Source organism: Kordiimonas laminariae (assembly GCF_023008165.1).
Taxonomy (GTDB): Bacteria; Pseudomonadota; Alphaproteobacteria; order Sphingomonadales; family Kordiimonadaceae; genus Kordiimonas; species Kordiimonas laminariae.
Genome location: NZ_JAKQZA010000005.1, coordinates 94348 through 107266, shown reverse-complemented (window position 1 = coordinate 107266; position 12919 = coordinate 94348). Strand labels below are relative to the sequence as shown.

The 12919-nt window shown below is 48.3% G+C and carries 12 protein-coding genes; 4 read left to right on the top strand and 8 right to left on the bottom strand.

All coding sequences use genetic code 11. The features are described 5' to 3' along the window. Window positions 1-59: 59 nt before the first annotated feature. The 6 genes from MF542_RS11330 to MF542_RS11305 all read right to left on the bottom strand — a co-directional run bounded on the left by MF542_RS11330 (window position 60) and on the right by MF542_RS11305 (window position 7255). Entirely contained in the window at window positions 60-2030 is a 1971-nt protein-coding gene (locus tag MF542_RS11330) for a DEAD/DEAH box helicase (protein WP_247019345.1), read from the bottom strand. Window positions 2031-2113: 83 nt separating this feature from the next. After that, window positions 2114-2281, bottom strand: coding sequence for a hypothetical protein (locus tag MF542_RS11325; RefSeq protein WP_247019343.1), 168 nt, complete (start codon window positions 2279-2281; stop codon window positions 2114-2116). A 41-nt stretch (window positions 2282-2322) separates the two neighbouring features. Beyond that, the gene (locus MF542_RS11320) at window positions 2323-3042 is read right to left on the bottom strand and encodes a DUF1223 domain-containing protein (RefSeq protein ID WP_247019341.1); all 720 of its coding nucleotides are present in this window, start codon (window positions 3040-3042) and stop codon (window positions 2323-2325) included. Window positions 3043-3340: 298 nt separating this feature from the next. Next, a complete protein-coding gene (gene acnA / locus MF542_RS11315; protein WP_247019338.1) occupies window positions 3341-6025 on the bottom strand; it encodes an aconitate hydratase AcnA in 2685 nt (894 codons plus the stop codon). A gap of 327 nt (window positions 6026-6352) precedes the next feature. Continuing rightward, window positions 6353-6904, bottom strand: a complete 552-nt coding sequence (locus tag MF542_RS11310; protein ID WP_247019331.1) for a protein tyrosine phosphatase family protein — start codon at window positions 6902-6904, stop codon at window positions 6353-6355. 87 nt (window positions 6905-6991) lie between these two features. Then, window positions 6992-7255 (bottom strand): BolA family protein, encoded by a 264-nt coding sequence (locus MF542_RS11305; protein WP_247019328.1) that lies wholly within the window; start codon window positions 7253-7255, stop codon window positions 6992-6994. A gap of 151 nt (window positions 7256-7406) precedes the next feature. Between MF542_RS11305 and cobS the strand changes: the two genes are divergently transcribed. Genes cobS through MF542_RS11290 form a run of 3 tightly spaced genes read left to right on the top strand, consistent with a single transcriptional unit; the run spans window position 7407 to window position 11298 of the window. Further along, window positions 7407-8402 (top strand): cobaltochelatase subunit CobS, encoded by a 996-nt coding sequence (cobS, locus tag MF542_RS11300; protein ID WP_247019327.1) that lies wholly within the window; start codon window positions 7407-7409, stop codon window positions 8400-8402. An 18-nt stretch (window positions 8403-8420) separates the two neighbouring features. After that, entirely contained in the window at window positions 8421-10280 is a 1860-nt protein-coding gene (cobT, locus tag MF542_RS11295) for a cobaltochelatase subunit CobT (RefSeq protein ID WP_247019325.1), read from the top strand. A gap of 25 nt (window positions 10281-10305) precedes the next feature. Beyond that, window positions 10306-11298 carry an esterase-like activity of phytase family protein gene (locus tag MF542_RS11290; RefSeq protein WP_247019323.1) on the top strand — a complete coding sequence of 331 codons (993 nt, stop codon included), beginning with the start codon at window positions 10306-10308 and terminating at the stop codon, window positions 11296-11298. 79 nt (window positions 11299-11377) lie between these two features. Here the strand turns inward: MF542_RS11290 and rpmB are convergent, their stop codons facing one another. After that, window positions 11378-11665: a 50S ribosomal protein L28 gene (rpmB, locus tag MF542_RS11285; RefSeq protein WP_247019320.1), complete on the bottom strand. Its 288-nt coding sequence runs from the start codon at window positions 11663-11665 to the stop codon at window positions 11378-11380. A gap of 149 nt (window positions 11666-11814) precedes the next feature. Continuing rightward, a complete protein-coding gene (locus tag MF542_RS11280) occupies window positions 11815-12204 on the bottom strand; it encodes a winged helix-turn-helix transcriptional regulator (protein WP_247019318.1) in 390 nt (129 codons plus the stop codon). 112 nt (window positions 12205-12316) lie between these two features. On the opposite strand from MF542_RS11280, the gene MF542_RS11275 reads away from it, so the two are divergent. Then, on the top strand, window positions 12317-12895 hold the full coding sequence (locus MF542_RS11275) for a carboxymuconolactone decarboxylase family protein (RefSeq protein ID WP_247019316.1): 579 nt from the start codon (window positions 12317-12319) through the stop codon (window positions 12893-12895). Window positions 12896-12919 lie beyond the last annotated feature (24 nt).

Below are 12919 nucleotides of genomic sequence, written 5' to 3'. Positions count from 1 at the left end.
AACATCATACTAGGCATGTTATTCGTTTAGGCAATAAACCTTAGGTAAACTTAGGATTATTATCCACGACGGCGCAGCGGTTGATTACCGCCAGCGTTTCTTGCAGCGCCGCGGCGTGGTGTGCTGCTTTTCATCGCTGCTGCTTTCTTTGCGGCCTTACGTGCGGCAACTGCAGGGCGTTTACCACCTTTAACCTTTGCTTTCGCTTTGCTGTTTGGCTTGCCGAAATTCTTGTCTTTCTTAACTTCAGGCGTCTCGCTGCGATTTGGGCGTTCAGAACGCTCTGTTCTTTCACCGCGTGGTTTACGTTCGTCACGGTCATCCCGTGCTTTACGGAAGGCTGGTTTTTCATCCCAGCTGCCACGTTCTTTACGTTCATCACGATTGCGACGCTGTGGGCGATCTTCCCGTTCGCGACGTGGTTTTTCGCTTTTCCAATTGTCGCGTTGCGGACGGTCATCCCGATCTCTGCGTTGAGGACGATCATCTCTGTCACGGCGTGGACGGTCTGACCAATCGTTGCGGTCGCTGCGTGCGCTATAGTCACCACGTTCTCTGCGTTGTGGACGGTCGTCTCTATCGCGGCGAGGGCGGTCTGACCATTCATTACGGTCACTGCGCGCATTATAGTCTTCACGGTCTCTACGCTGTGGACGGCGATCGTCTCTATCGCGACGAGGGCGTTCATCACGGTTTGGACGGCTATTACGTTCACCGCGAGCTGAGAACTCATCTCTATCTCGGCGTTGAGGGCGATCATCCCGATCACGACGTGGGCGATCGTTTCTGCCGCCACGGTCACCACGGTTATCACTGCGGCCTCTGCGATCACCCGGTTTGCCTTTACCGCGTGATTTGAGGAAATCACCGCGTTTGGTTTTAGATTTGTTGAAAGTCAGTGGGTATGGGTGATCTGCATCAACCCAGATTTCCATTTTAATAAGAGCTTCAACGGCACGCAGTTTACCCATGTCATTCTTGCCACAGAATGTATAAGCTTCGCCGTGGGCACCGCCGCGAGCGGTACGGCCAATACGGTGTACATAACTCTCAGGATCAACCGGTACATCAATGTTGAAAACGTGCGTGATATCTTTCACATCAAGCCCACGTGCTGCAACATCTGTTGCCACAAGGAAATCAAACTTATCTGCTTTAAAATCACGGATGGTGCGCTGGCGGATTTTCTGAACCTTATCACCATGGAGTGTATCAGCTGTGAACCCTTCTTCTTTGAGGAATTCACAATATTCTTCAGCATCTTTTTTAGTGCGAACAAATACGAGTGATTTATGAGGCTGTTTGGTTTCCAGCATGTGTAGAAGAAGGTCTTTCTTCTGGTGGCCAGGCACATACATAACCGAGTGTGAAAGATTATCAGCAATGGTTGCCTGTGTGGCAACTTCAACATTCACTGGTTCGTTCAGAAGTGTTTCTGCAAGGTCGCGGATGCGCGGGTTCATGGTTGCAGAGAACATGATAGATTGGTGATAGCCACGGATTTGTTTCGCAATATCACGTACATCATCAATGAACCCCATATCCAGCATGCGGTCAGCTTCATCGAGAACGAAATATTCAACTTCATCAAGGAAGATGTTTTCACGCTTCATATGGTCCTTGAGGCGGCCAGGAGTTGCCACAAGAATGTCAACACCGCGGCGCAGGATGTGCGTCTGCGTGCGGTATGGGGCACCGCCATAAATAGTGCAGCAGCTGGCGCGCATGCAGGAAGACAGTTCCTTTACCGTTTCAGTGATCTGGATAGCAAGCTCGCGGGTTGGTGCAAGGATAAGCGCACGCGGCATACCTGGTTTCGCACGTTCTTCTTTCTGCAGGATACGCTCAAGCGCGGGGATTACAAACGCAGCTGTTTTACCGCTACCTGTTTGTGCAATACCCGTAAGATCGTGGCCTTCATGAAGATGTGGGATTGATGCTGCCTGAATTTCAGTAGCATTTTCGAACTCAAGGCGAGTCAGCGCATCAAGAATCGGCGCGCTCAGGCCAAGCTCAGCAAATTTGGTCATTCTATTTCCAATCAATAGGTCAAGGCCTACAGGCTCCTGCTGCAGGTCAAAACTTTTAACAATGTGGCGGGAACGCTTTTTCCTTAACCTGATGAGGGGAACGGCTGACCGTTCAAATCAAATGGGTAGCGTGACATCACGCGGAAACTTCGTTCTTTCTGGCCTGAATAATCCTTCGGAAAGCGTTCAAACAGAAGGCAGGCCGGCTCTTTCGCCGCGCGCTGTTTATCTGGCGCGCGGTAAGGAGTCAAGAAGATTCCGTTTTTAGAGGATAAGCTGTATCGCTATCAGCTTATGAAATTGGCATATGGTTCGCGCCGATGATAGCGCCGTGACCATATTCTTCCTGTAGAAGAATTGCGACATTATCTGCACCGGCATCAATACCTGTGCCTAGATCAATGGTATAAGTGCGCTGCCGGCCTTTCCATTCATCAAGAAGGTCTGTCGCACGTACCACATTAGTATAATGGAGTGTGCGGCCTTCATTTTCGCCTTCGCCAATAGCCACCTCAGCATCCGATAGATACCATACAACACGAACAGCAATCATTTCTGCGTTGGCGTCTTCTGGTAATGTTACAGTAAGTTGATTACCCGAGATCGACATTTCCGGTGTGATATCAATGCGTGTGCGGGCTCTTGCTTTCGCGACATTCTTGCGCACTTTTTCCATCTTGGAACCAATACACTGAACAGAGCCATCAAGGATTAGCTGTGGTGTGAAAACACCGCCACGACCAAAGCGCTTATTATAAGCTGTCTGGCGCATAGTATTATATGGGGCTGCGAAAGTATCTTCCCAACCAAGACGATCCCAATAATCAACCGGCCATGAAAGAGTTAAAATACCAGGGCGATCACGCATGGTTTTGAGGATCGCGTCAGCAGGTGGGCAACTTGAACAGCCTTGGCTGGTAAATAGCTCAAGCACAGTTAAGCGTGGCTCCTCAGCCTTTGCCGGGCTGAAAGCAAACAAAACAAACAACAATGGTAACAACAGTTTTTTCATAACCACTATTATGTATGATGTTGCTTCGTAACTAACCAATCACCTGTGTGTGAATAGTTGCTGAGGCAACGCCTTGAAACACGCCTTAATAGTAAAATTTTTCTCTTCTATGCGGTTTCTGTATGGAAAAGCAAGGGTATATAAGCGATTTAAGAGTGGTTTTCTTCGAAAAACCTAAAGTTTAAAGGGTTTGTTTTTTTGTGAAAATATCTCATTTTTTATGAAAAAGTATGGTTTTATAAGGCGATGGGTAACCATTTAAGCTACCCATCGTGACCGAATCTTCGATTTGATTCTGTTAATTTGATGCCAGTCGGCGCAGTACATAATGTAGAATACCGCCATTTTTGAAGTAATCGACTTCATTCTCGGTATCTATCCGGCAAAGCGCCGTGATGGCTTTCGAAGAGCCATTCTCATAATGAATAGTAACGCTCACGTCTTGCCGGGGTTCTATCGTCCCTTCTATGCCTGTGATATCGAAAGTTTCCGTTCCTGTAAGATTCAGGGTTTCTCTGTTGACACCGTCTTTAAACTGGAGCGGGAGGACCCCCATGCCCACAAGGTTTGAGCGGTGAATACGTTCAAAGCTTTCCACCAATACAGCTTTCACACCAAGAAGGTTTGTGCCTTTAGCTGCCCAGTCGCGAGAAGAACCTGTTCCATATTCTTTGCCGCCAACTACCACAAGTGGGACACCAGCCTCCTGATATCGCATGGAAGCATCGAAAATACTCATCACATCACCAGATGGTTGGTGTGTGGTCCACCCTCCTTCAGTGCCTGGCGCCATCAGGTTTCTAAGGCGAATGTTGGCAAACGTACCGCGCATCATAATTTCATGGTTGCCGCGGCGAGAGCCGTAGCTATTAAAATCCCGTTTTTCCACACCTTTGGACTGAAGATATTCTCCTGCCGGGCTATCTGCCTTAATAGCACCAGCAGGTGAGATATGGTCTGTTGTGATGCTATCGCCCAGAAGTGCAAGTGGACGTGCGCCAATAATGTTTTCTGTTGGCTTAACATCATGCCCCATACCTTGGAAGAAAGGTGGGTGCTGGATATAAGTACTTTTTTCATTCCAGTTATAGGTTTTGCCTTCCGAAACCGGTACTTCCTGCCACTCTGGTGTGCCTTCAAATACATTGGCATAGCGCTCAATAAACATATCGCGGGTAAGAGCGGCGTTGATGGCTGCCTGAACTTCTGCGTTCGTGGGCCATAGATCCTTCAGGAAAACATCGCTGCCGTCTTTATCCTGTGCGATAGCATCCGTGGCGACATTAATTTTCATAGAACCAGCGATAGCATAAGCCACCACAAGCGGAGGGCTTGCCAGATAGTTGGCTTTGATATCCTGGCTAATGCGGCCTTCAAAGTTTCGGTTACCTGAAGATACGCTGGTGCAAACCAGATCGCACTGATTGATGGTTTTGGAAATTGGTGGTGCCAGTGGGCCTGAATTACCGATACAGGTGGTGCAGCCGTATCCTACAAGGTTAAAACCAAGAGCATCCAGATGCTCTGTAAGGCCAGCTTTGTCCAGATAGTCCGTTACTACCTGTGAGCCGGGGGCAAGGGAAGTTTTAACCCATGGTTTTCTTGTTAAACCCAGTTCATTTGCTTTTTTGGCAACAAGGCCTGCCGCCACAAGAACACCGGGGTTTGATGTATTCGTACAGCTGGTAATTGCCGCGATGCAAACATCACCGTGGTTCAGGCTGAAATCTTCACCTTCAACGCTGTAATCCGTATCATCACCCGCTTTTCCAAAGCTTTCAAGTACGTCTTCAAAGGCTGTATCTGCGATGGCAAGCTCAACTCGGTCTTGCGGGCGTTTTGGGCCTGCGAGCGACGGTTTAACGGTGGCTATATCCAGCTCCAGAGTATCGGTGAAAATTGGTTCTTCAGAGCCGGGGCCGCGCCACATACCTTGCTCTTTGGCATAGGCTTCAACAAGTGCCACCGTTTCTTCATCTCGGCCTGTGAAGGTTAAATAATCCAGTGTTTGCTGGGAAATGGGGAAGAAACCGCAGGTGGCACCGTATTCAGGGCCCATGTTGGCGATGGTTGCCTGATCTGCCAGTGTAAGCTCATCAAGGCCGTCCCCGTAAAACTCAACAAACTTACCTACCACGCCTTTCTCACGTAGCATCTGAACAACTGTAAGCACCAGATCTGTAGCTGTAATGCCTTCAAGAAGTTTACCTGTGAGCTTGAAGCCAACCACTTCTGGGATCAACATGGAAACGGGCTGCCCAAGCATGGCCGCTTCCGCCTCAATACCGCCTACGCCCCAGCCGAGCACTGCAAGGCCGTTTATCATGGTGGTATGGCTGTCTGTTCCCACACAGGTATCAGGATAAGCAAGCGTATTACCGCTATCGTCCTCGGTGGTCCAGACAGTGTCGGCGATATATTCAAGGTTTACTTGGTGGCAGATGCCAGTGCCGGGCGGCACAGCATTAAAATTATCCAGCGAGTTCTGGCCCCATTTAAGAAACTCATACCGCTCGGCATTCCGTTTCATCTCCAAATCAACGTTTTCCTTGAAGGCAAATTTGGTGGCGAACTTATCTACCATCACAGAGTGGTCGATCACGAGGTCAACCTGCGCCAGTGGGTTAATAAGTTCAGGGTCACCGCCCATTTCCACCATTGCCGCACGCATTGCAGCCAAATCTACAACAGCAGGGACACCAGTGAAATCCTGCATCAATACCCGCGCAGGGCGATAAGCGATTTCGTGGGAAATTTTCCGTTCTTTTTGCCAATCAGCCAGTGCCTGAATGTCTTCAGTTTTAACAGATGTACCGTCTTCATGGCGCAAGAGATTTTCAAGGAGCACTTTCAGCGTATAAGGCAGACGAGAGATATCACCCACATGTGCTTCCGCGGCTTTTAAGCTGAAATAATCATAATCTTTACCACCAACGGAAAGTGTACGGCGGGTATTTAGTGTGTCCTGTCCAACTGATGCCATGCGACGAAGACCTCCATATCAAGGGGTTGGGGCGCATCACATGGAAGAGCAGGGATAGGGTGTGTTGCACCACATAAAGCTGTTTGTTCTGACAAAGCGTTTATGACGCAAAGTGGCCCAATTTGCAACGAAGACTCCCCATTTTCTCCATGTTTGCGCCTTATTTGGATATAATTTTATGTAGGTCAAAGAAGGAAAAATACAATGACTGAATTTACGACAGCAGAATTTCTAGTGGCCCTGAGTTTAATGGCCATTACCATCGCAGGCTTGCGCCACAGCTCTATGCAATTGAAGCGAAGTCAGGTTGGAAGGTAATAAGGTTGATCACTGATCAGCTTCGCCTTTAAGGCGTTTTTCTGTAGCGTCTGTCCATGTGTTCAGGCCCGCCTTTCTGCCAAGCTCCATCGCTTCTGCAAATGGCACCCTCTGCATTTTAAAGGCGCGGAGCGCGAGCATGGCACCAACCCTGTTACCCGTACGGCAATGAACGAAGGCTTTGCCCCCAGCGGCTTCAAGTGCCTGGTTTAGAAGCGCCAAATTTCTGTCATTAAGATCAATTTCTGTCTGAATGGGAATGCGCACGAAGGTCATACCCAAATCTTCAACCACCATTTCTTCGTTATAACCTATGGCGGTTGTTTCCTCCGTATAAGGGCGCAGCGTTATAATGGTATCAAAGCCAAGTGCTTTGATTTTAGCTATGTCCATTTTTTCAGGCTGACCGCCAACGAGTAGGCCCTTGATAGGTGTCTGAAGGTTTGGAACCTGAAGAGTATCCTCTTTTGGGGTTGTTTGCGCTTGTTGCTCTTGAAGGCCAACAACGGGACTATTCCAAATGAGCGCTAAGAGCATTGATAAAGGTACTAAAAACTTCATGCTTTTGCTTCCTTCACTCTCAACCCCGCATGCATTATAGCGCAAATATACTAATAATTAATGTAAAAAGATTGTTCGGGCTCTGTTTTATGGAGCGCTTGCTTTAATGGAAAGCGCGTGAACAGGGCCTTTTAGTTCTTCCTTAAGAGCATCCATCACCATGCGCTGCATGGCTACGCGGTTTTTGCCTGTGAAGGCTTCTGCTTTTATCACAACAGTGAAATGGCTCTCGCCGCCTTCCCTATAACCACCGTGCCCTCGGTGCATTTCGCTGTCGTCTATAATCTCAAGATGCAGCGGGGAAAGTGCGTCATTTAGCCTTTTTTCAATTCGTTTAGTGACTTCACCCATTTTTGCCTTACTCTCACATAAAATAATATTACCTATAATCGGGGTGGCAGGAATTTGCGTATCTGCTAAAACTTGCCCCTCACCTCTTAGGATGGTGATCAATTTCTATTTGGCAAGTGCCAGATTGTAAGTCACGGGAAAAGGATGTGATATGACCGCAGCTGCGGCCGATAAGTTGCCAAGTTTGGATATGCCTGAAACCAAAGTTTCGGTTCGTGAAACTTTCGGTATTGATATTGATATGGAAGTGCCAGCGTTTGCTGAGCATACAGAACATGTGCCGGATGTGGACAGCAGTTATGTGTTTGATCCAGACACCACACTTGCGGTTCTTGCAGGCTTCAGTCACAACCGCCGTGTGATGATCCAGGGATATCACGGTACAGGTAAATCAACGCATATCGAGCAGGTTGCAGCACGCCTTAACTGGCCCACTATCCGCGTGAACCTTGATAGCCATATCAGCCGTATTGATCTGGTTGGTAAAGATGCCATTGTCCTTAAGGATGGCAAGCAGGTTACTCAGTTCCAGGAAGGTATTCTGCCTTGGGCGCTTCAGAACCCAACGGCGATTGTGTTTGATGAATATGATGCTGGCCGCCCGGATGTGATGTTTGTAATCCAGCGTGTTCTTGAAGTTGAAGGCAAGCTTACCCTTCTAGATCAGAACCGTGTCATTCGTCCGCACCCGGCATTCCGTATCTTTGCAACAGCAAACACGGTTGGCCTTGGTGATACCACAGGCCTTTACCACGGTACGCAGCAAATTAACCAGGGCCAGATGGACCGCTGGAATATTGTATCTACGCTTAATTATCTGCCGCACAGTACAGAAACCGATATTATGGTGGCGAAGTTGCCTGAATATGGTAGCGAAGAAGGCCGCAAGACCATTGAAAATATGGTTCGGGTGGCTGATCTTTCACGCACAGGCTTCATGGCTGGTGATATCTCTACGGTGATGAGCCCGCGTACGGTTCTCACATGGGCACAAAATACGCAGATTTTCGGCGATGTTGGTTTTGCTTTCCGTGTAAGTTTCCTTAACAAATGTGATGAAGCTGAGCGCGCAATTGTCGCTGAATATTATCAGCGGGCTTTTGGTGATGAACTGAAAGAATCTGCAACAAATCTGCTTGTTGGTTAAGCCCGGAGAGGACGCTTCATGGCTGATGGAAGCCAGAAAAACCGCGAAGTCTTTGAGCAGGCTGTAATCTCTACCACCAAGGCCGCTGCCGGTGATCGTGATCTTGAGGTCAAGTTCACAGCAGATATACCAGGCCTTGTTGGGAATGAAGCCCGTGTGCCGACGCTGCCGCACAAAATTCAGATGAAAGATATTTCTGAAGTGCGCGGACACGCCGACAGTATGGCTATGAAGCACCGTCATCATGATGCTGCGCTTCACCAAAAGCTGGCGCCGGGCGGTGCTGTGTCTCGAGCGATATTTGATGCGGTGGAGCAAGCGCGCTTTGAAGCAATTGGTGCTCGGCAAATGCCGGGTATGAAAGCCAATATGGCTGTGCTTGAAAGCAAGCGTGCTTTTGAAAGCGGCCTTATGCGCCCATCAGATGATGAGCAGGCAAAGCTCGCGAATGTTGTGGGGCTTCTAGCCCGTGAACGTTTGACAGGTATGGCACCCCCAGAAGAGGCAACTCTTGCGGTGGAAGGTCAGCGTAAATGGCTTGAAGAAAGCATTGGCCATCTTCTCGATACGCTTGAGGATAAGGTGGACGACCAGCGCGGTCTGTCTGTGATTAGCCGCACTATCATTTCCGCACTTGTTGGCGAAGGTGAGGGCGAGCAGGTAGACAAGGAAGAAACATCCGAAAGCCCAGAGGAAACCGCCCCCGATGCGCCTGAAGAACAGGAAGCAGAATCCAGCCAAGATGAAGCGGGTGATGCCGACGGCGCTGAAGGCACGGAAGATAGTGAAGGCGAAGCGGATGATGATGAAGCATCATCTGAGGCGGGTGTTGAAGATACAGACGATACCGAAGCTGAGGCCGGGGAAGGCAAGCATGAAGGCGCAATGCCTTGGCGGCCAAACCGCCCGCTTGATCAACTTCCTGAAGGACATTTTTACAAGGTCTTCACTGAAGAATTTGATGAAATTATCAAAGCGGAAGAGCTGTGTGACACTGAAGAGCTTGAACGTCTGAGGAAATATCTCGATCAGCAGATGGCGCATTTGTCGGGTGCTGTGTCCAAGCTTGCAAATCGTTTGCAGCGCCGCTTACTTGCGCAGCAGCGTCGTCATTGGAATTTTGATCTTGAAGAAGGCCTTCTTGATTCAGGGCGTCTTTCCCGGGTGGTGACAGACCCTTTAAGACCGCTTTCTTACAAGCTCGAATCAGAAACCGAATTTAAGGATACGGTGGTAACACTGTTACTTGATAACTCAGGTTCTATGCGCGGCAGGCCGATTTCTATTGCAGCGATTTCAGCTGATATTCTTGCTCGTACACTTGAACGGTGTGGTGTGAAAGTAGAGATTCTCGGCTTTACTACAAAGGCGTGGAAAGGTGGACAATCCCGCGAGAAATGGCTGCAGGCATCGCGTCCTGAAAAGCCGGGCCGCCTCAACGACCTAAGGCATATTGTTTATAAAACTGCAGACAGCCCATGGCGCCGAGCGCGCCGCAATTTGGGGCTTATGATGCGAGAAGGGCTCCTGAAGGAAAACATTGATGGTGAAGCGCTTTTGTGGGCTCATCACCGGCTTATTTCCCGCCCTGAAGAACGCCGTATTCTTATGGTTATCTCTGATGGTGCGCCAGTGGATGATAGCACGCTTTCAGTGAACACAGGTACGTACCTTGAAAATCACCTGCGACAGGTGATCAAATGGATTGAAAAAGCATCTCCTGTGGAATTGATCGCCATTGGTATCGGCCATGATGTAACACGCTATTATCAGCGGGCGGTTACCATACTTGATGCAGAGCAATTGGGCGGCGCGATGACAGAACAGCTTGCAGCCTTGTTCGCAGATATAGTACCAACACCACGAAAAATTCGGTAGTTGCAGTTAAATAGGTTTACGGCACATGCGTAACAAACTTTTGGTTATTGGAATCATTGTATTTTCCTTGCTTGCTGGTGTTTCCAGTTATTTCGGGCGCCAGCATTTGGCTGCTGAACTGGAAGGCAAAGGCGTGCCCTTTAATGTACGCGTGGAAAAATTGCCGTTGAATGAAGAAGACCCGGGCTTGTTTAAAGTAGGTGAGCTTACCTACATGCGAGGTTGGGCCCTAACTGCTGATAATGATGATTTCGGCGGTTTCTCTGGCATGGTTGTGGAGGATGATGGTAAGAAACTGATTGCCGTGAACGACAAAGGTGATTGGTTCGCAGCTCACATTGATGCTGGTAAAGATACGCTGTTCACTAGCCCAGGGAGTATCAATAGTTTCCCGGGAGTAGGCCTTCTGGCTAAAGCTTCCTTTGATGCCGAAAGTATTATTCGGACGCAGGCTGGAAAGTATCTGATCAGCTTTGAACAGGACCACCGTTTGATGACAACAGATACAATCGCTGGTGAACCAGTTGTGTATCCTGTTGCTGCGGATTATTCGGAGATGGCGTCAAATAGTGGTATGGAGGCAATCGCTCAGCTTCCAAGTGGTGATCTTCTATTATTTGCCGAGCATGGACAGGATGCCAAAGGGGCACTACCTGCTTGGGTAACAAGTAAGGAAACTTCCCGCCGTATCAGTTTTATTCCGCCACAAAATTATTCTCCTACAGATGCTGCAGCACTTCCGAACGGGGATGTTCTGCTTCTGATGCGCCATTATTCACCGCTTGATGGTGTTTCTGCGAAGATTATGCTTCTAAAAGCGGAAGATATAACAGCGGCAGGTGAACTCAAAGGCCGTGAGCTTGCGCATATAGAACCGCCTTACAGTGTCGATAATATGGAAGCGATGGATATCGTACCGCTGCAGGATGGCCGTATCCGCATCTATATGATGTCAGACGACAACTTCAGCCTGCGCCAACGTACCCTTCTGATGGTCTTTGACTGGCAGCCTTCTTAGTCATCTTTGCTTTGCACAAATAAAAAGCGCCGCGATGTTGCCATCGCAGCGCTTATGAAACCTTAAAGTAAGGTGCTGATTATGCAGCAGCTTGCTTCTTCTTGATTTCTTTCTTCAGCTTCAGCGCTGTAGCTGAAAGATCAGCGTCGCGAGCTTTAAGAAGGAAGTTATCCAGGCCAGCGTTGTGCTCAACAGAACGTAGCGCGTGTGTAGAAATGCGCAGACGCACGGAGCGGCCTAGAGTGTCAGAAAGAAGAGTTACATTTGTTAGGTTCGGTAGAAAGCGACGACGAGTTTTGTTGTGTGCGTGAGACACGTTGTTACCAGTCATTACTTTTTTACCAGTTAGTTCACATACGCGAGCCATGATCTTTATCCTTCTTTTTCTCAGCGCTTATGCGCTGGAATCTTTATGATCGTTTACATCTCACATGCTAAAATCAGCACGGATAGCGCGCTACTTATGTGATTCGCCAAGCAGGGTCAAGGTTTATTGCGCCTTTTAGCGTGCTAAGCCTAGATTAGCTTCAACGGAATAGAGTTATTATCTTCGACCATCGCAATGACATTCTCTTCGATCCATCGGTCAAGCGAGCAGATTTTCTCCTGTAAGCCTTCTCCAAGCGGCGTCAGGCTATATACCACATGAGGCGGTATAGTTTGGTGATCTTCTCTGTGTACAAGCTTCATTTCCGCAAGTTCTTTGATGGTCTGGGTCAGCATCTTCTGAGAAATGCCGTCAATAAACCTCATAAGTTCACCATTACGCATAGGCCCATCTTTCAGCGCATCAATAATGAGCAGGCTCCACTTGCTGGAGAGCTTGGTAATAAGATATCGGGCGGGACATTTTGCACAAAAGACATCGCCAGCAACATCAGATTTTGATTTTGGCATCTCATACATAATCTTTTACCTTTTTCATAGTTACCAAAAGGTGCGTACTTGCATAAAAGTAATCTCATGATCAGGTTTAAAACACAAGAGTTTCTCTATTAATTCCGAGAAGGATAAATGTATGTCTGATTATGAAGTTAAACCTTTTGCCCGTTTTGATGAAACAACGGCGCCTGAGGCATCAAAGGAACATCTGTTAGCTGCTAAAGCCGCTTTTGGTCTGATTCCGAATGTTGAAAAAGTAATGGCGCAGTCACAAGGGTTGCTTGCAACTTATATGGCTGGCTGGGATGCCTTTGGAGAAAGTAGTTTTACCGCCGCCGAGCAACAAATTGTCTACCAAGCTGCAAACTTTGAAAATAACTGTGAATATTGCATGCCGTGGCATACGATTCTGGTTGAAAACTCAGGCTTGCCGGAGGTTGATGTTGAAGCGCTTAGAAATGGTGGGGCTCTTTCAAACGCCAAGCATGAAGCGCTGAGAATTTTTGCCCGGGATATGGTGCGTACAAAAGGAAGCCTGGCGCCAGCTGAATTGAAGGCTTTTTTTGATGCAGGTTACAGTGAAAAACACGCCCTTGAAGTGGTGCTGGGGCTGGCTGTTAAGATGATGAGCAATTACACAAATGCGATTGCACAGACACCGCTTGATCAAGCTGCACAAGCCAAGGCGTGGAAAAAACCTACGTTAAGAGGGTAATCAAAAAGGGCAGCCGATTAAGGC

Excerpts from the sequence above, each read along its gene's own strand:
- MF542_RS11330 (WP_247019345.1), bottom strand. The coding sequence starts at position 2,030 with ATGACCAAATTTGCTGAGCTTGGCCTGAGCGCGCCGATTCTTGATGCG.
- MF542_RS11320 (WP_247019341.1), bottom strand. The coding sequence starts at position 3,042 with ATGAAAAAACTGTTGTTACCATTGTTGTTTGTTTTGTTTGCTTTCAGC.
- acnA (WP_247019338.1), bottom strand. The coding sequence starts at position 6,025 with ATGGCATCAGTTGGACAGGACACACTAAATACCCGCCGTACACTTTCC.
- MF542_RS11310 (WP_247019331.1), bottom strand. The coding sequence starts at position 6,904 with ATGAAGTTTTTAGTACCTTTATCAATGCTCTTAGCGCTCATTTGGAAT.
- MF542_RS11305 (WP_247019328.1), bottom strand. The coding sequence starts at position 7,255 with ATGGGTGAAGTCACTAAACGAATTGAAAAAAGGCTAAATGACGCACTT.
- cobS (WP_247019327.1), top strand. The coding sequence starts at position 7,407 with ATGACCGCAGCTGCGGCCGATAAGTTGCCAAGTTTGGATATGCCTGAA.
- cobT (WP_247019325.1), top strand. The coding sequence starts at position 8,421 with ATGGCTGATGGAAGCCAGAAAAACCGCGAAGTCTTTGAGCAGGCTGTA.
- MF542_RS11290 (WP_247019323.1), top strand. The coding sequence starts at position 10,306 with ATGCGTAACAAACTTTTGGTTATTGGAATCATTGTATTTTCCTTGCTT.
- rpmB (WP_247019320.1), bottom strand. The coding sequence starts at position 11,665 with ATGGCTCGCGTATGTGAACTAACTGGTAAAAAAGTAATGACTGGTAAC.
- MF542_RS11280 (WP_247019318.1), bottom strand. The coding sequence starts at position 12,204 with ATGTATGAGATGCCAAAATCAAAATCTGATGTTGCTGGCGATGTCTTT.
- MF542_RS11275 (WP_247019316.1), top strand. The coding sequence starts at position 12,317 with ATGTCTGATTATGAAGTTAAACCTTTTGCCCGTTTTGATGAAACAACG.